This window comes from Sporacetigenium sp. TC11, from assembly GCF_058146105.1.
On record NZ_JBYVNY010000001.1, the window covers coordinates 242310 to 261362 of the forward strand.

21 protein-coding genes are annotated in these 19053 nt (G+C 27.4%); 2 read left to right on the forward strand and 19 right to left on the reverse strand.

Annotated elements, in window-relative coordinates:
• Positions 1–13 precede the first annotated feature (13 nt).
• From ACUSRV_RS01170 to ACUSRV_RS01190, 5 genes are all read right to left on the reverse strand, one after another.
• Complete coding sequence (locus ACUSRV_RS01170) at positions 14–667, reverse strand: hypothetical protein (protein WP_490140076.1); 654 nt, start codon at positions 665–667, stop codon at positions 14–16.
• Positions 668–797: 130 nt separating this feature from the next.
• Positions 798–2270 carry a leucyl aminopeptidase gene (locus ACUSRV_RS01175; protein ID WP_490140077.1) on the reverse strand — a complete coding sequence of 491 codons (1473 nt, stop codon included), beginning with the start codon at positions 2268–2270 and terminating at the stop codon, positions 798–800.
• A gap of 248 nt (positions 2271–2518) precedes the next feature.
• Positions 2519–2965, reverse strand: a complete 447-nt coding sequence (locus ACUSRV_RS01180; protein WP_490140078.1) for a MarR family winged helix-turn-helix transcriptional regulator — start codon at positions 2963–2965, stop codon at positions 2519–2521.
• Between the two features lie 184 nt (positions 2966–3149).
• A complete protein-coding gene (gene ytfJ, locus ACUSRV_RS01185; protein WP_490140079.1) occupies positions 3150–3611 on the reverse strand; it encodes a GerW family sporulation protein in 462 nt (153 codons plus the stop codon).
• On the reverse strand, positions 3562–4221 hold the full coding sequence (locus ACUSRV_RS01190) for a hypothetical protein (RefSeq protein WP_490140080.1): 660 nt from the start codon (positions 4219–4221) through the stop codon (positions 3562–3564). The genes ytfJ and ACUSRV_RS01190 overlap by 50 nt, the downstream gene beginning before the upstream one ends.
• 201 nt (positions 4222–4422) lie before the next feature.
• On the opposite strand from ACUSRV_RS01190, the gene ACUSRV_RS01195 reads away from it, so the two are divergent.
• Entirely contained in the window at positions 4423–4962 is a 540-nt protein-coding gene (locus ACUSRV_RS01195) for a helix-turn-helix domain-containing protein (protein ID WP_490140081.1), read from the forward strand.
• Positions 4963–4981: 19 nt separating this feature from the next.
• On the opposite strand, the gene scpB is transcribed toward ACUSRV_RS01195, so the two are convergent.
• The 8 genes from scpB to ACUSRV_RS01235 all read right to left on the reverse strand — a co-directional run bounded on the left by scpB (position 4982) and on the right by ACUSRV_RS01235 (position 12201).
• Positions 4982–5539 carry an SMC-Scp complex subunit ScpB gene (gene scpB / locus ACUSRV_RS01200; protein ID WP_490140082.1) on the reverse strand — a complete coding sequence of 186 codons (558 nt, stop codon included), beginning with the start codon at positions 5537–5539 and terminating at the stop codon, positions 4982–4984.
• A gap of 5 nt (positions 5540–5544) precedes the next feature.
• Complete coding sequence (locus ACUSRV_RS01205) at positions 5545–6261, reverse strand: segregation and condensation protein A (RefSeq protein ID WP_490140083.1); 717 nt, start codon at positions 6259–6261, stop codon at positions 5545–5547.
• 23 nt (positions 6262–6284) lie between these two features.
• Complete coding sequence (locus ACUSRV_RS01210; RefSeq protein WP_490140084.1) at positions 6285–6884, reverse strand: site-2 protease family protein; 600 nt, start codon at positions 6882–6884, stop codon at positions 6285–6287.
• Positions 6885–7068: 184 nt separating this feature from the next.
• Positions 7069–8217: a D-alanyl-D-alanine carboxypeptidase family protein gene (locus ACUSRV_RS01215; protein WP_490140085.1), complete on the reverse strand. Its 1149-nt coding sequence runs from the start codon at positions 8215–8217 to the stop codon at positions 7069–7071.
• A gap of 75 nt (positions 8218–8292) precedes the next feature.
• Positions 8293–9474, reverse strand: a complete 1182-nt coding sequence (locus ACUSRV_RS01220) for a CapA family protein (protein WP_490140086.1) — start codon at positions 9472–9474, stop codon at positions 8293–8295.
• Between the two features lie 105 nt (positions 9475–9579).
• Complete coding sequence (locus ACUSRV_RS01225; protein WP_490140087.1) at positions 9580–10065, reverse strand: QueT transporter family protein; 486 nt, start codon at positions 10063–10065, stop codon at positions 9580–9582.
• Positions 10066–10090: 25 nt separating this feature from the next.
• The gene (locus tag ACUSRV_RS01230; RefSeq protein WP_490140088.1) at positions 10091–10426 is read right to left on the reverse strand and encodes a YlbF family regulator; all 336 of its coding nucleotides are present in this window, start codon (positions 10424–10426) and stop codon (positions 10091–10093) included.
• A gap of 98 nt (positions 10427–10524) precedes the next feature.
• Positions 10525–12201 (reverse strand): ribonuclease J, encoded by a 1677-nt coding sequence (locus tag ACUSRV_RS01235; protein WP_490140089.1) that lies wholly within the window; start codon positions 12199–12201, stop codon positions 10525–10527.
• 224 nt (positions 12202–12425) lie between these two features.
• Here ACUSRV_RS01235 and ACUSRV_RS01240 point away from each other — a divergent pair, with 224 nt between their 5' ends.
• Complete coding sequence (locus ACUSRV_RS01240; RefSeq protein ID WP_490140090.1) at positions 12426–13166, forward strand: metal-dependent hydrolase; 741 nt, start codon at positions 12426–12428, stop codon at positions 13164–13166.
• Between the two features lie 134 nt (positions 13167–13300).
• On the opposite strand, the gene ACUSRV_RS01245 is transcribed toward ACUSRV_RS01240, so the two are convergent.
• The 6 genes from ACUSRV_RS01245 to ACUSRV_RS01270 all read right to left on the reverse strand — a co-directional run bounded on the left by ACUSRV_RS01245 (position 13301) and on the right by ACUSRV_RS01270 (position 19045).
• Positions 13301–13744, reverse strand: a complete 444-nt coding sequence (locus tag ACUSRV_RS01245) for a Fur family transcriptional regulator (RefSeq protein WP_490140091.1) — start codon at positions 13742–13744, stop codon at positions 13301–13303.
• 109 nt (positions 13745–13853) lie between these two features.
• A complete protein-coding gene (locus ACUSRV_RS01250) occupies positions 13854–14915 on the reverse strand; it encodes an LCP family protein (RefSeq protein WP_490140092.1) in 1062 nt (353 codons plus the stop codon).
• Between the two features lie 131 nt (positions 14916–15046).
• A complete protein-coding gene (locus tag ACUSRV_RS01255; protein WP_490140093.1) occupies positions 15047–15328 on the reverse strand; it encodes a DUF1292 domain-containing protein in 282 nt (93 codons plus the stop codon).
• Positions 15329–15454: 126 nt separating this feature from the next.
• Positions 15455–15880: a Holliday junction resolvase RuvX gene (ruvX, locus tag ACUSRV_RS01260; protein WP_490140414.1), complete on the reverse strand. Its 426-nt coding sequence runs from the start codon at positions 15878–15880 to the stop codon at positions 15455–15457.
• An 8-nt stretch (positions 15881–15888) separates the two neighbouring features.
• Positions 15889–16839: an aldo/keto reductase gene (locus ACUSRV_RS01265; protein ID WP_490140094.1), complete on the reverse strand. Its 951-nt coding sequence runs from the start codon at positions 16837–16839 to the stop codon at positions 15889–15891.
• 40 nt (positions 16840–16879) lie between these two features.
• Positions 16880–19045: a hypothetical protein gene (locus ACUSRV_RS01270; protein WP_490140095.1), complete on the reverse strand. Its 2166-nt coding sequence runs from the start codon at positions 19043–19045 to the stop codon at positions 16880–16882.
• Positions 19046–19053: the final 8 nt, after the last annotated feature.

The window sequence follows — 19053 nt, forward strand, 5'->3', positions numbered from 1 at the left end:
GCCCCCTAAAACTTTATTTTTTACTTATTAATATGTGTGGTATTAAATACATAATTAAAAGTAGTCCTATAATTATATATATGGGTATATTTATAATAATATTAGGGATTATTTTCGTTATTACATTTAATATTATAAATAAGATAGAAGCTGATACTGTTAGTACTATAGCCCCTTGATTTTTTATAAAATTTTTATTAACATCAAAGCATCTTTTTTTGGTTTCTTTATTTATAGAATACATTGCTATATACATCATGATTACAACTAATGATATAAGTAATAACATACTCGAGCTTATTTGTAAGTTTAAAGGTATTTCATGTTTATGTTTTATGTACAAAAAACTTTGTACAAAATAATAAGCTCCAACCCCTAAAGATAGTGATACTACGAATTCCCTCATTTTATCTAGATAATAATCAATTTCAGAGGTATTTTGGGTAACTTTGTTTATAATAGATTCACAATATTGTTTATAGTCTATACCTATTGCCTCATCTATAGTTTTATTTTTATTTTGTATATCAAGAAACTCATTTAATATAATATCAATACACCTTTTTTTGTCTTTTTTAGTTAATTTGCATAACTTAATATAAGTAACCATATCATTGTATATATTTTCATTTTCATCATTCAAATTTTCAAAAGTACTTACTTCCACCTTTTTATCCCCCAAACTCTTATTTATACGGATAATTATATCATATTGTAACTGATCCACAGACAGAATAAATTATAATATCCTTGTAATCAAAAAACTGCTGACTAATGTTAATCAGCAGTTTATAAATTTATTTCATATTTTTAGCCATATAATACAATGTTCTAACTCCCACTCCTGTTGCACCTTTTGCTAAGTATCCTTCATCTTTACTTGACGTAGCTGTTCCCGCTATATCCATATGTATCCAAGGCTTATTTTGAACAAACTCCCCTATAAAAAGTCCTGCTGTTATAGTTCCAGCATATCTTCCACCTGTATTTTTTAAATCACCTAAAGTTCCTTTTATTTCTTGTTTATATTCATCAAGCATAGGTAATCTCCACACTTTTTCTCCAGTTATCTTAGATGCATTTTCAAGTTCTAAATAGAACTTATCATTGTTTGATAAAACAGCAGTTGTAACTGTTCCAAGTGCTACAAGAGCAGCCCCTGTAAGTGTCGCAATGTCTATAATCTTAGTAGCATTTTCTTTTTCTATTATATAGTGCACAGCATCAGCCAAAGTTAATCTTCCTTCAGCATCTGTGTTTAGTATTTCTATAGTCTTACCAGCCATAGAATTTATTATATCTCCTGGTTTATATGCCTTATGAGATATCATATTTTCACAAGTTGCAACTACAGCAACTACATTTACATTTAACTTATTTTCAGCAACTGCGCACATAGCGCCTATAACAGATGCCGCTCCAGCCATATCAGTTTTCATATCGAGCATTGAACTAGTTGGCTTTATAGAGTATCCACCTGAATCATAAGTTAATCCCTTACCTACAAGACCAAATATATCTTTTTCATTTTCCTTATTTCCAAAGTACCTCATAATTATAAATCTTGGAGAATGCTTTGACCCCTTAGCAACTTCTAAGAAAGCATTCATACCTAGATCTTTTATTTTATCTTCATCAAATACTTCTACTTCAAATCCATGTTCTTTTCCTATCTTTTCTACTTCTTTTGCCAATATCTCTGGATACATAAAATTAGCAGGTTCATCAACTAAACTTCTAGCTAATTTAGTACAATTTCCAAGTATATATCCTTCCTTTAATCCATTTTGTACAGATTCTACATTTTCGTGAGTTATAAATGATAAATCATTTATAGATTCATCTTTTTTATCGGATTTGTATTTATCAAACTTATAATTTCCAAGAACTAATCCTTCTGTTATTGCTGAATAATATCTTTCTATATTGTATTCAAGGTTAGGCATTATTAAATCTAATTTCTTAGATTTTAATTTCTTTGAATATTTAATAGTCATACCTGATACTACTCTTAATTTTTCATTGTCTAATTCTTCTTTTTTTCCAAGACCTAACAATATTATATTTTTTATTTTATCATTTACTATTGTTTTTATAGTTTCAACTTGCCTATATTTACCATTAAATTTATCTTCTTCTTTTAATAAACTTATTAGTTTTGAAGTATTTTCATCTAAGTTTGTAGATATGCTGTCCCCTTCAAAAACTAACATAGCCAATGTATTATTATTTTGACTATATTCACCTATGTTTAAAACCTTTATTTCCATTATTATCCCCCTTATATAAAAATTTCCCATATATATTACTTCAATATATTAATTTTATATCCTTTTATTATGAATAATATTACTAAATTTTTCCGATCACTTTAATAATAAAGAGGTTACCCTAGGGATAACCTCTTTATTGACAATTTTTTAATTTAAGCATAACTAATTTAGTATAGTAGCTAATAATATAAATAGTATATTAAAACAGTTTATACTTAAACAAAGCTATAGACTATCAAAGTATTCTAAAAAATTTCATCCATTATCTCTTTTAAATTTAATAAAGTTTCATGAAACTTTATTTTTTTATCTTCTGATAACTTATCTATTTTATCATTTAGTATTTTAAATCTATTTACTCTTTCAATTTCTAATATTTTTAATCCATCATCTGTTATATCATAAAATGTATTCCTTCTATCTTTTTTATCTTCTTCCCTATATACATACCCACTATCTACAAGTTTATTTAAAAGTATACATAAACTTGATGTAGATACATTCATTAATTTACTTAAATTTTTAAGCTCTGTTTTGCCTGAATTTTGTATATATATTAAAGCATGAAATTGTTTATCTGTTAAAAAAGGATTCATAGTTTTGTTATATTCATTAATTACAGTTTTAGCCATACAATGAAACTTTCTAGTAGTTTCTAATAGTTCCTTTGATATATCTGTGTTAGTAGCCATATTTTTCACTCCTATAGTTAAAAAACTTAAATCATTTCATATTAAAACATTTTATTCAATAAAATATTTTATCATATAATGATTTAATTGTCAATGAAACCACTAGCTACAACAAAAATTGCCAACGGATAAAACTAATGTTGGCAATTCCTCGGCGATTAATATTTATAAATAATTTATATATCTATCTAATATCGTGGTTTATATCCTCTGCATCTGATGTCTGTACATCACATTGAACATTTTCTTCAGTTTGCTTTCCTTTTTTCATGTTCTGTAGTTTTTCTATAACCTTAGGAGTTATATTTAAAACTGTATCTATCATATTTATATTATGGTCTAAACTCATAAGTCTAGTTTCCTCATTTTCTACAACTACAAATGCTACTGGTTGTACAGATATAGCTGCTCCACTACCCCCTGCAAATCCTGGTTCTTGATTAGTAATATTTTCTTTTTTGTCATATCCTTTGGAGTATTCTCCACCACCTATACCAAATCCTATTGTTATCTTTGATATGGGAACTACTATTGTATTATTGTTTCTTATTGGATCTCCTACAATAGTATTTGCATCTATTACCCCTTTAATAGTATCAAGCGTTGTGTCCATTAAGCTCTTTATCGAGTTTGTTGCGTTGTTCACCTTCAACACCACCTTCTATTTCTTTTAGTTTAATTAGTCCTATTCTAAAGTTAAAAACTTTAGCCGCAACCATTGCTAACCTTAGTATATGTATTGTTCTTGAATATAAATCAATTTGTACTAGTCCTTTTATTTCATTTCTATCAAATCCAGGAGTTACAGTTAGTTTGATCTTTTTACTTTTTACTTTTCCATATAAAAATGCATATAAAGCATTTATGGCTGAGAATACTCCAACTGTCAATTCTATTTCTTCATTTGCAAAATATATATCTGATATAAATTCATTTATGTCTAATTTTTTAATTGGCTTTTTTAATCTTTTTAAATCTCTTATATCATCTAGATGAGTTCTTATGGCTAATTTTCCAATATTATGTTCTATCCACCATATTAATCTATAGGTTTTATCAAGCTTCTCCTTTCTACGCCTTCTTGGATATATTGGAATATGAAATTCTAAAAGATTAAATAACCCTCTAAAAATTAGTTTAACACTATGTTTATTATTTTCTGTTCTTATTAATATTACATAGTGTTGTCTTGAAACTAGTCCTATTATAATACCTATAACTATTAAAATTATTTTTATACTTGTATTGATTTCCATATATATATTATCTTCTAAAATTAGAAATATATTCTATAAATTCATTTATAGAAATAAAAAAGATTATATTATTTTATTATTAAATCAAAAATATTCATGTGTATATTGACACAAACCGCCATTTGACTTATTATATCAATAGTGAGTAAACATAAAGTTTACTATTAATAAATTCTTTTTCCTAAATAGGAGTTGATCGGATTGAAAATAGGTGAGAAAATTTACAGATTAAGGACGTTAAATCAATTAACACAAGAGGAGCTAGCTCAAAGATGTGATTTAACTAAAGGTTTTATATCTAAAATAGAAAGAGATTTGACATCTCCATCTATAGCTACTTTAATGGATATATTAGAAGCTTTAGGTACGGACTTAAGAAGTTTTTTTAATGAAGAAGAAGAAGAAAAAGTTGTTTATAAGAAAGATGATATATATGAATCAATAAACGAAGAATTAAAACACACAATTCACTGGCTTATACCTACTGCTCAAAAGAATATGATGGAGCCTATATTAATAGAAATAGAGCCAGGTGGAATGTCTCAAGAGGATTATCCTCATCAAGGTGAGGAATTTGGATATGTTACAAAAGGTGCCGTTACTTTAATAATAGATAAGAAGAAATATAAGGTGAAAAAAGGAGAAAGTTTTTACTTTAAACCCGATAAAGACCATTATATAGTTAATCATACGGATAAAGTAGCATCCATAATATGGGTATCTACACCTCCATCATTTTAAAGAGCTAGGATATTTAATCCTAGCTCTTTTGATTATCTAAATTATTATTAATATCTGCTTCAAAGCCTTCTATATTTGGAAGTTCTTCTATTTTTTCTATATTAAATAATCTTAAAAATTCATCAGTAGTTTTATATAATATAGGTTTTCCTATTTTATTAAGCCTTCCAGCTTCTTTTATAAGGCCATACTCACTAAGAGTTGATATAGCTTTATCACTTTTAACGCCTCTTATTTCATCTACTTCTACTTTAGTTATCGGCTGTTTATAAGCTATTATAGTTAAAGCTTCCAATGTCGCTTGAGTTATTGTTTTTTTCTTTTGTGGCTCCAGAATTTTTTTTATGTAATCTGAATACAATTTATTAGTACACATTTGGTATTTATCTTCTAGCCTTATAATCTGCATACCTCTATTATTTTCTACATATTCATTTATAAGATTGTTTAACATAATCTCTATTTCTCTTACATCAAACTCTGGATTTATTATATCCCTTAGTTCTTTTACTGATATCGGCTCTGCATATGAAAACATAATAGCTTCTATTATGTACTTTATATCTTCTCTTTTCATTAATATCACTCTTTCTTTTTCTTTAATATTATATCTTCAAAGAAATTTTCTTGTAGTATTTCTATTTCTTTAGTTTTTATAAGTTCTAGCATTGATAGAAATGTTGCTATTATTTCATCCTTACTTTCTATCTTTATTAAATTCCTAAATAAAACTTTATCTTCTTTATTCATAATAAATCTAATATAGTTTATCTTTTTCTCTATTGATATAATAGGAGCTTTGTATATTTTTTTTAAGTTTTCATCTTTTATTTCTTGATTTTGTTCTACTTTTATAATTTTAGGAAACATATTCATTAAATCATCTAAAGTTAAATTAGATAAATCAGGTTTATCATCAATTAATACTTCTTCTTTTTTGCGATAAAATATATCTACACTGTAATCTACTCTATCCTTTAAAAATTGGGAAGCATCTTTAAATTTTCTATATTCAACTAATTTTTCCATAAGCTCTTTTCTAGGATCTTCTTCTACTTCATCTTGTCTTTGTTTATAAAGTAAATACTTAGACTTTATTTCAAGAAGCTTACATGCCATAGTTATAAAATCACTAGTTATCTCTAAATCCATTTTTCCCATGGTATCCAAATAACTTATATATTGATTTGTTATTTCAAAAATAGATATATCTTTTATATCTATCTTTTGCTTTGTTATAAGATCATATAATAAATCTAGCGGACCTTCATAAATCTGTAAATGTATGTTGTATTTCATAATTTGCTACCACCTATCTAAATCTATATCACAACAAAAGATATTATAGTATTTATTACTCCATATATAGGATTTAATAATATTGAAAATGTATTTGTAAATATTAATACTATAAGAATTATAGAGCCTATACCTTCAAACTTATATGCAAATTCGCTAGCGCTTCTAGGCAATAATGATGACACTACACCCCATCCATCTAGAGGAGGTATAGGTAGTAAGTTAAAAGCACCAAATCCTATATTATACATTACCATAGCTTCTAACATTTGGTTTAATGCAAATATATTTATATTTTGATAGTTTATAATGTATATAAACAATATTGCTGTTAATATATTAAAAAAAGATCCAGCAAGGGATACTAATATATTTCCTAATCTTTCATGTTTGAAATTCCTTGGATTTACAGGTACAGGTCTCGCCCATCCTATTCTAGCAATTATAAGCATTAAAAAACCTATAGGATCTATATGTTTTAGTGGATCTAGGGTCATTCTTCCAGAATCTTTTGCTGTAGAATCTCCAAGCATATATGCAACTGCTGCATGGCCAAATTCATGCACCGATATAGCTACTAATATAGCAGGTATTATTACTAAATATTTAATCAATATATCCATATAAATCTCTCCTAATATTACATTTTTTGTATAAACTATATTATATCAAAATAGTTTATGCAAAACTATAAAATTCGTTAAACCACCTAATAAAAAATTCGCTACGCTCATGTCGCTAACGACCTTGAGAACTAGGTCCGTTGCTCAAATAAAAAGGTCTAGTATAAATACTAGACCTTTTTTGCTATATCATTGAATCAAATAATCTTTCTATCATTTTAATATATCCAGCTTTTTTAACTTCTTTATTTGTTACTAAATCTACTTTTCCTACTAGCTTTTTATCTTTATAAATTTTAACTTCTCCTACCTTTTCACCTTTTTGTATAGGCAACTTAGGATTTTCATTTACAGTTACTTTCTTAGTGAAATTTTTCTTTTCGCCTTTCTTTATTAAAGCTGTTAAATCATTTTTAGCTGTTAATTTAACTTTATTTTTTTCTGCTTTATCCATTGTTAATGTAGCTAATAAATCTCCTTTAGAGCAAAGTTTAACGCTTTCATAATTTGCAAATCCGTAGTTTAGTAAAGATGAAGCATCATTAAATCTTTCTTTAGATGTAGCTGCTCCTAATGTAGCAGCTACTAAGTGAGTATCGCCTCTTTTAGCTGCAGCTGATAAACAATATTTAGCCTCTTGAGTAAATCCTGTTTTTACTCCTGTAGCACCTTGATAATGTCTTATTAATTTATTAGTATTTGCTAGACCTATTTTAGCTTGTTTTTTACCTACTACTACTTCATCCATCCAAGTTGTTAAGTATTTATGCATAGAGTCATGTTTTAATAATTCCTTTGACATTAAAGCTATATCGTTAGCTGTTGTATAATGATTTTCTACTGGAAGTCCATTTGTATTTACAAAATTAGTATTTTTCATTCCCAATTCTTTAGCCTTGTCATTCATCATTTTAACAAAGCTTTCTTCACTTCCACCTACATATTCAGCCATTGCAACGCAAGCATCATTCCCTGAGGCAACTGCTATACCTTTAATCAGATTTTCAACAGTTTGTATCTCTCCAGGCTCTAGGAATATTTGACTTCCACCCATTTCTGCTGCTCTTTCACTAATTTGAACCTTATCAGTTAACTTTATTTTTTCACTGTCTAAAGCTTCTGATATTAATAATAATGTCATTACCTTAGTAACACTAGCTGGTGGAAGCTTTTCATGAGAGTTTTTTTCAAACAATACTTGCCCACTTCCTACATCCATCAGCACTGCTGATTGAGATGCTAAGTTCAATGTCGCCTGGTCTTTTGCAAATGTTACAGTAGTGCAAGATATTACAATTGCAAATGCCACAATCATACTCATTATTTTTTTCATGCTTTTCACCTCTCGCTATTTGTATTTAAGAATATTTTTACACTTTTGTTCAAATTTTATACGAACTGGAACATTTTAATAATTTGAGTTTATTACTCTATTTGTATTTCTAAAAGATTTTTGTATACGAGTTTGAGTTTCTGAATCATATATCTTAAATTTTTCATAACTTTTTAAGCAGTCTAATACAGGTAATATTTCATATACAATTTTACCATCATCATTATTATAATATTTGTATACCCATGTAGGTTTATAACTGACTTTATCTATACTAACTTGTTTTGTAGTTAAATTCTTTTTAACTTCTATATTTAGTATAACTCCATTTTCTGTATATGTACTTCCAGTCATTTCAAACCTTTGATTAGATAAAAAATTTCCCATTGAATAAGCAACTAACGTCTTGTGATTACTATTATTAGAATTTACCACATCTACAGGCTGTATAACATGTGGATGTGAACCTAATATTATATCTACATCACTATTTGCAAGAGCCTTAGCTAAAATCTTTTGACTATAATTTGGCTTTAAATTATATTCATTTCCCCAATGAATTACAAATATAATAAGTTCTGCTCCATCTTTTTTCATATTTTGTATTTCACTTTGAATCTTTGGTATTTCATTAGTTAGATTATTTGGATTAAAAGTATTCATTAAATCTTTAACTTCATGTGGAATTTTTATGTTATTTATAGTTTTATACCCATCTAGAGATGGTGTTTCATATGTATAAGAAATAATCCCTACTTTTATTCCTTTTATGTCTTTTATTTCATATCTTTTATCATCTATTTTTCTTTTAATTCCTAAAGGATTTAATTTATTTTTTTCTAGTACACCTATAGTTCTTTCAAAACCTTGTATACCATAGTCTAATGTATGATTATTTACAATTGATATTAAATCAAATCCAGACTTTTTAAGTGCATCCGCCAATGAATCTGGAGAATTAAATTTTGGATATCCTGAATATCCATTTTCTTCTCCTGCTAAGGTAGTTTCTAAGTTTGCTATTGATAAATCAGATTTTTTTATATAATTACTTACATACTTAAAGTTATTATGGAAGTCGTATTTTTTAGAATTTCTATCGTATTGTGCATCAAGTTGACTACTGTGTATTATTATATCTCCTACAGCACTTATATCTATTAAAATTTCATTATCTTCTTTTATGGGTTTATCTATTGATAATACTAAGTCATAATTCAAAAAAAATAGTATTATAGTTAAAATAATTACTCTCACGTCACCCTCCTATAAGCTTATTTAAAAATATACTTATACTTAGTAATGTTTCATTTCAAAATAAATTATACAAAAAAAGTCTAGCAATATATGCCAGACTATAAATTATTCTTTTGTTATTCTTTTATAAGCCTCTAAAACTACATTGCCAACTATTCCTACTGATATAAGTTCTCCTATTATTATAGACCCTACCGTAGGCCAATATGCCCATCTTTCTCCTAATACACTTGGTGCTAATACAACTAAATATGCTGAAACTAAAAATCCATTTAGTATAACCGGAGGTAGAACTCCTAACCATCTATTAGGAGCATTACTTGTTAAATAAGCTGCTATTAATGATATAAATGAGCCTAGAAATACATCTGCAACACCAAATGGACTTGAAAGATTAGCAAAAATACATCCTATGAATATTCCAGGTATTGCTGCTGGCTCTATTAATGCAAGTAATATTAAACCTTGCGCAAATCTTATTTGAACAGGGCCATAACTAATAGGTGCAAATATTAATGTAAAAACTATATATAATGCTGCTATTATTCCTGCTTTGGTTATGTATCTACTATCTATCATTTGTTTATCCATATAAAGTCTCCTTTTAATTAGCTTATTATTTATAATCAACCTCTACTGCCTCTGCTAATATTTTATTTATATCTTCCATTGTCTGCATAAATCTTAATTCAGATTGAAGATAATAGGAAAGTTTTGGATTTGAAGAAGCTATTTTATATAGTTCTTCTAACTTATTTATTTTATTTTGGTCTATTTGTTCACCTAAAACTTGAGATCTTTGTAATTCCAATTGCTTATTTCTTAAATCCTCTAAAAGTTTTGATGCTCTTTTATCTTTTTTTACTTCCCTCATATGTTTTTTAAATTCCTTATATTCATTGCTATTCTTTATAGTCCTTGCCAATTGATGTGCACTATCGTATATATTCATAATATCCCTCCAAGCGAAATTTTAAACATATATAATTTTATTTAATAAAAAAGAGTGAATACAATTATATTATATTCACTCTTGTATAAACTATGTTATTATACTTCCATTATTATTGGCAATATCATTGGATTTCTCTTAGTTTTTTGATATAAATAATCTCTTAAGTTATCTTTTATACTGTTTTTAAGATATGCCCACTCTTTTATATTCCTAGATTGACAATCAATTAAAACATTTTTTACAACTGTTTTTGCATTATCCATTAGATCTTCAGATTCTCTAACATATACAAACCCTCTTGATATAATATCTGGTCCTGAAAGTACTCTACCATCTTCTCTAGATATAGTAACTACAACTATCATAAGTCCATCTTCAGATAAATGTTTTCTATCTCTTAAAACTATATTCCCAACATCTCCAACTCCAAGTCCATCTACTAATATATTTCCTGTCGGTATATGGCCTGATATTTTGGCTGAATTTCTATCAAGTTCAAATACATCTCCATTATTTAATATAAATATATTTTGACTTGGCATTCCTAATTCTTCAGCAAGTTCAACGTGTCTTTTTAAGTGTCTATATTCACCGTGGACTGGAACAAAGAACTTAGGATTAGTTAATCTATGAATTAGCTTTAATTCTTCTTGACAAGCATGACCTGAAACGTGGATATCTGCCATGTCATCGTATACAACCTCAGCACCTTTTTCAAACAAAGAGTTTATAACTTTCGATACTGATTTTTCATTTCCTGGTATTGGACTTGATGATAGAATTATCAAATCTCCATGTTTTATTTCTAGTTTTTTATGTTCGCCTGCAGCCATTCTAGAAAGTGCTGCCATAGGTTCTCCTTGAGATCCTGTAGTTATTATAACTAATTCATTATCGTCATATTTATTTATATCATTTAAGTCTATTAACATTTCTTCAGGCATATTTAGGTATCCTAGTTCTATACCAACATTTACAACGTTTACCATAGATCTTCCTGATACTGCTACTTTTCTATTAAACTTATGAGCAGAATTTACCACTTGTTGTACTCTGTGTACATTTGATGCAAATGTAGCTACTATTATTCTACTTGAACTAGCTTTTCTAAATACCTCATCTAATGTTGCTCCTACTGTTCTTTCTGATTTAGTTGACCCTGGTCTTTCAACATTTGTACTGTCAGCTAATAAAAGTAATATACCCTCTTTACTCAATTCACATATTCTATGAAAATCCATAATTTCTCCACCTATTGGCGTTAAATCTACCTTGAAATCACCAGTATGGAATATTATACCTTGATCTGTGTGTATAGCTAAAGAAAAAGCATCAGGTATGCTATGAGTAGCTCTTAAAAATTCAACTTGTAGATTTTGGAAGCTCACTTTATCCCTAGGGCTAACTACATTTAAATTTACATTATTCAGCCTATGCTCTTTTAATTTAACTTCTATTAACCCTAAAGTAAGTTTTGCTCCATATACAGGAACATCTAATTTTTTTAGTACATAAGGAAGAGCTCCTATATGGTCTTCATGTCCGTGAGTTATAAATATACCTTTTATCTTATCTCTATTTTTTATTAGATAATTTACATCAGGTATAACTATATCTATGCCTAGCATCTCATCTTCTGGAAAGCTTAGTCCACAGTCAATAACTATTATTTCGTCTTTATACTCGATTACAGTCATGTTTTTACCAATCTCATTTAAACCACCTAAAGCCATAACTTTGATTTTATTGGCATACTTTTTAAACAATATCATCATCTCCTTTTTACATTGAGTTTTTATTCAAATACATTCCGACTAAATTAATAAAATATATACATCACGCACATTTTACCATTTAATTACAATTGTATCATAAATAGCAAAATATTTTAATATCAATTCAAGTTACATAAATAGAGTCAATTTGACAAATTATATATTTTGACAAATATTTTTAATTTTGATATTCTCAAGTTATACTAAATAAGGAGGATATCATGCGTGGTACAACTCATCTAACTATAGGTATATTAACTACAATTGAAGCATCTGTACTTTCTCAAAGACCTCTTAATTTTTTAACCTTTGCTGTTGCTGTTGTATGTTCATTAATACCTGATATGGATAGCGCTAATTCAACTATCTCTAATACTATACTAAATCATAAAACATCTAAATTTATATATCGTTGTTTTTTATATGCTATAAATTTACTTATTTTTTTTATAGCTATGTCTATAAATAAAAATTTATTTTTTAGTTCAATTGTAACGTTTATAGCAATAGTAATTGTAGATTTAAAGTTAAAGCATGATTTTTTAAGAAAGATATTATTATCATCACTTTGTTTAACAATGGGATATGTGTTATATATTATAAAGCTACCTATTGCCTTTATTTTATTGTCTGCTTTATTAGCTTTATTCCCTTGGCTAAAACATAGGGGAATCTCTCACAGTATTGTTGCTGTTGTTTTGACATACATAATACTAAAACAAATAGAAATAATAACTTACATAGAAGATCTTGCTTTTTTCGGATGTATTGGATATATGTCACACCTATTTTTAGGTGATATATTTACCAAAATGGGTATACCTATATTCTATCCATTATCTAATAAAAAAATATCTCTAGGTTTTTTAAAAGTAGGAAATTTTTTTAGCAACATACTTGAAGTATTTTATGTATTAATTTTATTATTAATAGTTTTTTATACATTTAAAATATATGTGTAAAATTCGCTTTACTCATGTCGCCAACGACCTTGGAAATATGGGGCCTTTCTCAAGTTGAATATTATAATTTATCCAAAGACCAGGTAAATTATAATATTCTTGTAATAAAAAAAGCTCTCTTAGAAAAGAGAGCTTTATTTTTTATCTTTACAACTTGGACATAATCCATAAAATTTTACGTCATGATCTATTATATTAAACCCATACGTCTCTTCAATTTTGCTTTCTATAGACTCTAACAAATCGTCTTTTACTTCCATTATTTTAGAACATCCTCTACATATTAAATGATGGTGATTGTGATTATCTTCTTTATCTAAACTTAGTTCGTATCTTATACAACCGTCATCTAAATTAAGTTTTGAAATTACCCCTATCTCATCTAATAATTGCATAGTTCTATATACAGTAGCAAGTCCTATCTCTGGACAATCTTTTCTAACTAAGTCATATATTTCCTCACTGCTAAGGTGATTATCTTTATTTTGAAGTAAAATCTCAACTACAGCTCTTCTTTGAGGAGTTATTTTAAATCCAGTCTTTTGAAGTCTTTCTTTTAATATATCCATAGCGCTCATAATTTTCACCTACATTTTCAATTGATAATCTTTATTAATTGTATTTTAATAAATTTTTACAATAATGTCAATATATAATAAACAAAAAGATGCGCATAATACGCATCTTTTATTCAAAGTCCTGGCCTTCTTTGTATATAAAATTATGAAGTTTGTTTATATTTTTAACTTTATCCCACTTTATTACTAAGATATCATTTTCTTTGAATCTTACTTTAGCATCACTTCTATACTCTGAAAGAGGGAATTGAAGCTGCTTCATATCATAGCTTCCCATCTTATGTGCTATTAGAGCTAATTTCATTATTTCACCAGGTGATATATTAACTTTAACATGGTTTAATACGTCTTTTATAAGTTGTGGATATTTTGTCATAGAAGTTTGTGATATTTTTTTAGTTAAGCTTTGTAAAACTTCTCTTTGTCTTTCATCTCTTTTAAATGCACTGTCATTATATCTTATTCTTGCATAGGCTAAAGCTTGATATCCATTTAAATTTTGAATTCCAATGCTAGATATATATTCTATAGGCTCTTCTTCTGTTCCTTTTCCACTAAAGTCGTAACAAACTGATATTACTTTATTTAGATGCTCTATTTCTGTATTTTCAACATCCACTTCTACTCCACCTAGCGTATCTATTATATCTATAAATGATTGAAAATTTACAACTGCATAACTTTTTATATTTAATTTAAAGTTTTTATTTATAGTCTCAAGTAATAGTTTTTCCCCTCCATATACATGTGCATGAGTTAATTTTTCGTAGCCATGCCCAGGTATATTAACTAATGTATCTCTAGCTAGTGATGTTAACTTCAATGTTTTATGCAAATTATCTATTGTTAAAATCATCATTGTGTCTGATCTACTTTTTTCATTTTTATTTCTCGCATCTATACCTATAAGTAATATATTAGTTATACCATTTACATCTTTATAGGTTTTAAGATTTTCCTCTTCTTTTGTATTTATAACTTCTTTTTGATTTGTAATTATATTTACAACCTTACTATCATCCTTTTTTTCTAATTCTTTATTTAAATATGTTTGCTTTATATTCTCTGTATTAAATGATTTTATTTTGCTAAAGGTATAAGCATATGTAATAAGAGGGATTATAATAACTACTATACTCATGATTATACATATACGTTTAAATTTACTCAATTATATCACTACCTTTTTGTCAATTTTTATAGTAGTTATTCTAACCTAATTTTAGAAATTTATAACAAAGGTTATAATTAAAAAAAGACTAACTTAAAGTTAGTCTTTTATGTACACAAAATATATAATTATTAATGTTCGTGTTCATCTTCGTCAAAGTTTAATCCTTCTTCTTCCATTAATGTTTCATACACTGCTATAACAGTATCGTATTCTTCATCACTTTCTATTGGAACTAGAAGATCTCCTTCTTCGTCGCTTTCTATTCTAAATATTAAAGCACCTTCTGATTCATCTTCATTTAAAGGCATCAATATAGCATATTCTTTATCTTCTGCTTCTAAAGTCATTATAACTTCAAATTCATGCTCTTTTCCTTCTTCATCTATTAATTTTACTGTGTTCTCGTCCATTATATTCACCTCATATCTAAATATTTAAATACATTATATACCATTGCATTAAAATTTTATATAGTTTTTAGAAAAATGTTTATATTTATTATGTGAAATTTAATAAATACATATTCAAATATATTTTTAATAATTGCTTTGCCTATCTAGATAACCTTGTAATATTAACACTGCAGCAAGCATATCAATAACCTTTTTTCTTTTTTGTCTACTTACGTCAGCTTCAATTAAAGAACGTTGCGCTGCAACTGTTGTAAGTCTCTCATCCCAAAATTCTACTTCTAAATTTGTTTCTTCTCTTAGTTTTTCACAAAACTTTATTACCTTTTCTCCTTGAGGCCCCAAAGTTCCATTCATATTCTTTGGCATTCCTGAAACAATTTTTATAACTTCTTTTTCCTTTATAATGTTCTTTAGTTCTTCCATATCCTTTTTTATACTTTCTCTTCTTACAGTTTTTATACCTTGCGCAGTATATCCCAATAAATCACTAACTGCAACACCTATAGTTTTATCTCCTACATCAAGACCCATTATACGTCCTATCATAATTTTTCTCCTTAAATAACTTTTATGCAAAAATCCTTACAATATTTAGAACAATATCCACATAGTACGCATTTTTCTTTATCTACTACTACTTTATTATCTACTATTGTAAGAGCTTTATGACTACAATTTTTAACACACTTTCCACAAACTAAACACCAATCTTGTATTTGCAATTCTCTAGTTTGATTATTTAGCTTTACTTTTATATTATCAGGTATTTCTTTATTGTCAAATTTTAATATATTTGCATGTACTTCTTCTATAGACTGCATACCTACAGCTATAGAATCTATACAATCTAAATTCAGAACAAAATTTAATGCTTCATCATATGACTTTATAAGGTTACCTCCACCTAAGGGTTTCATAGCATATATACCTATATTATTGGATTTAGCAACTTTTATAGCATCTAACATATCATCTATGTTTCCATCGTGTATTCCTATACCTGCTTTATTTACTATTGGATGAATTATATCTACTTCTGGTATTTTAGATGCTGCTTTTACTGCAGCAACATTATGAGTTGATATACCAATTGATCTTATATATCCCTTATCTTTCATTTTCATAAAATACTCAAATGCTTCATAGTGGCCTCTTAAAGTGTGTTCACTTTCTTGCTCATGAAGCAAAAATCCATCTACATAATCCGTATTCATTTCTTTTAAAGCCTTAAATAAGCTTTCTTCTGCAGTTTTTATATCGTATGCATATGATTTAGTTATTATATGAACTTTACTTCTATCAAAATCTTTTAATGCCTCGTTTATATGGCCATATGTTCCATATAACTCTGCCGTATCCATAATATTAACTCCATTATTTAAAGCTTCTAATATTATTTTAGCTCCATCTTTGTAACTCATATTTTTTTGTAATGGCCCTATTGTAAGGGCACCAAAACACATTTTTGATACTTTAAAATTAGTTTTTCCTAATATTTTATAATCCATAACAGCTTCCTCCATAAAAATTAGTCAGGAAATTTCCTGACTAATCATTTTTGTTTAAAACAGATATGTCTATTGTAATAACTAATAACGGAATTAGTACATATATTATGGCTGTCGCAGCTGCTACTATTCCTGAATCATTTACTAATAACGTCACTATACATCCGACTAGTGATGCTATCCATCCTTTAAATATATATGGATATTTATTAGCTAAATTTTTGAGATGAGTAGGTGGTTTAAACATCATCACTACTATTATAATTATAGCAAGTAACAATATATTACTCCATGAACTAGTCTGGGCTATTTGAACATTCATAGCTATTTTTCTAGCAAAAGTCTGAACTATAGCACTTGGCCCTTGAACTAATATTTGATTTATAAATACTGATAAATGAGACTGAGTTCCTGCAACTATATCTATTACAGCAAAAACTCCTACTGCTCCCATTGCCATTATACCTAACAATATTATTTTCTTTAAATCTAACTTTATATCGTATATTAAAAGTATAAAAAATAAAAAGGCAACAGTATTTGATATAGATCCTCCTACATTTGCTCCCATGCCAGGATATCCACTTATAAATAAAGTTATAAGAGAAAATACCATTACTGTCCATTTAGGTATCTTTTTATAATTTAGTAAAGCAGCTAATGTAAATATAGTAGCACCTATAGTTATTCCCTCATATTCATTTCCTACACCATAATATCTAGCTCCAACTATTGCATCATAAGACATTATACCATTTTGCATTAAATAAGAACCAGTCGATGCGTCTATTAATATAGCTGCTATTGCTAAAAATGAATATAAACACATTTGTTTTATGTCATTTTTTAATAATTTTATACCTATTAAATATACAACGGTTGCAGTTATTACTATACCTAAGGTTATAGTTAGAGGAGTTTTAAAGTTATATAAAGGAGATATTAAAAATACAAATGGCATTATTAAACCAAACTTAATTATCTCTCTCAATGGTTTAAACACAACTTTGTTATTAGGTATTTTCTTTCTAATAAACATTGCAGCCATGGCAACTAGCCACATTATAGCAACACTACCTATAAATGTATTTATTATATACATCCTTATACCTGCTACAGATACAATTTTCTCATACTCTGAATTTAAGAAATTTATGTTGTCATCGTTATCTATCTTTTCAAAACTTCTACCAATCATCTTATCTGATTTTATGCCAAAGTTATTTAATATATCTACACCTATATCTACATTTCCAATTACACCATCTCTTCTTGTAGTAGCTGAACTTAATAATCCCTTTTCTTGACCATCAAATAACAATACTGGTGATAATCTTCTTTTGTTTTTATAGTCTAAATCACCAGGAAATGAACTTACTATATAAATCTTATCATTTGGATTTGTAATATTAGATAATTCATTTAAATAATTACTTATATTATTATATATTTCCTTTTTGGTTTTAGCATAAGTTTTTTCATTTAAATAATCTCTATATAAATCTAATCTATAAGTATCTCCTAATTCAACAAATACAACATCGCTATTATCATAGTAGTTTTTAGTTTCTGAAACTAATTTTTGATAATCAGTTCTTATACCAAATGGCATTCTGTTATCTTCAACATTTATATTGTCTACATTACCTTTTTGAACTCTACCGAAATTATCCATTGCCATTAAGGCTATATCTCTATTTAATTCTTCTTTTTCAGTTCCTATATCTGCATTTCCTATAACTGCTGCACTTAAATTATTTTCTTTTAAAGCTTGCCCAAGTGAACCTAAGGTTGAAGCATATTCTCCTTCTTCAACGTTTTGTTTTATATAGTTGTTTATACTTATATTATTTATATACCCTGCCTTTTGTCCAACACTACTTTCATACAACACCTTATTATCATCATTAACAGTTTCAAAGTCTATAACTTCTTCATCATTCATGTTGGTACGAGAACCTGCTCCTATGGTTGCATATGCTCTTTTATCACTTGTTCCTTGGTCTCCTCTTATATTCATAAGCCCTACATATCCACGCTCTGACAATTCATTATTTAAATAAGGTATTTCCATAAATTGTGTAAGACTAGTTCTATTCATATTTATAACTATAACTTTTTCTTTAGGCTTAGCATATACTAAATTCGTTGTTGTATTTAATAATGTAAATAATACTATAAGTACTGCTAAAAGCTTCTTCTTCATAATTTTTA

Coding starts and splice junctions, on each gene's coding strand:
- scpB (WP_490140082.1), bottom strand. CDS start 5,539: ATGAAAAGAGAAGATATAAAGTACATAATAGAAGCTATTATGTTTTCA.
- ACUSRV_RS01175 (WP_490140077.1), bottom strand. CDS start 2,270: ATGGAAATAAAGGTTTTAAACATAGGTGAATATAGTCAAAATAATAAT.
- ACUSRV_RS01205 (WP_490140083.1), bottom strand. CDS start 6,261: ATGAAATACAACATACATTTACAGATTTATGAAGGTCCGCTAGATTTA.
- ACUSRV_RS01240 (WP_490140090.1), top strand. CDS start 12,426: ATGCGTGGTACAACTCATCTAACTATAGGTATATTAACTACAATTGAA.
- ACUSRV_RS01230 (WP_490140088.1), bottom strand. CDS start 10,426: ATGAATATATACGATAGTGCACATCAATTGGCAAGGACTATAAAGAAT.
- ACUSRV_RS01190 (WP_490140080.1), bottom strand. CDS start 4,221: ATGGAAATCAATACAAGTATAAAAATAATTTTAATAGTTATAGGTATT.
- ACUSRV_RS01265 (WP_490140094.1), bottom strand. CDS start 16,839: ATGGATTATAAAATATTAGGAAAAACTAATTTTAAAGTATCAAAAATG.
- ACUSRV_RS01210 (WP_490140084.1), bottom strand. CDS start 6,884: ATGGATATATTGATTAAATATTTAGTAATAATACCTGCTATATTAGTA.
- ACUSRV_RS01180 (WP_490140078.1), bottom strand. CDS start 2,965: ATGGCTACTAACACAGATATATCAAAGGAACTATTAGAAACTACTAGA.
- ACUSRV_RS01245 (WP_490140091.1), bottom strand. CDS start 13,744: ATGAGCGCTATGGATATATTAAAAGAAAGACTTCAAAAGACTGGATTT.
- ACUSRV_RS01270 (WP_490140095.1), bottom strand. CDS start 19,045: ATGAAGAAGAAGCTTTTAGCAGTACTTATAGTATTATTTACATTATTA.
- ACUSRV_RS01235 (WP_490140089.1), bottom strand. CDS start 12,201: ATGATATTGTTTAAAAAGTATGCCAATAAAATCAAAGTTATGGCTTTA.
- ACUSRV_RS01215 (WP_490140085.1), bottom strand. CDS start 8,217: ATGAAAAAAATAATGAGTATGATTGTGGCATTTGCAATTGTAATATCT.
- ACUSRV_RS01255 (WP_490140093.1), bottom strand. CDS start 15,328: ATGGACGAGAACACAGTAAAATTAATAGATGAAGAAGGAAAAGAGCAT.
- ACUSRV_RS01225 (WP_490140087.1), bottom strand. CDS start 10,065: ATGGATAAACAAATGATAGATAGTAGATACATAACCAAAGCAGGAATA.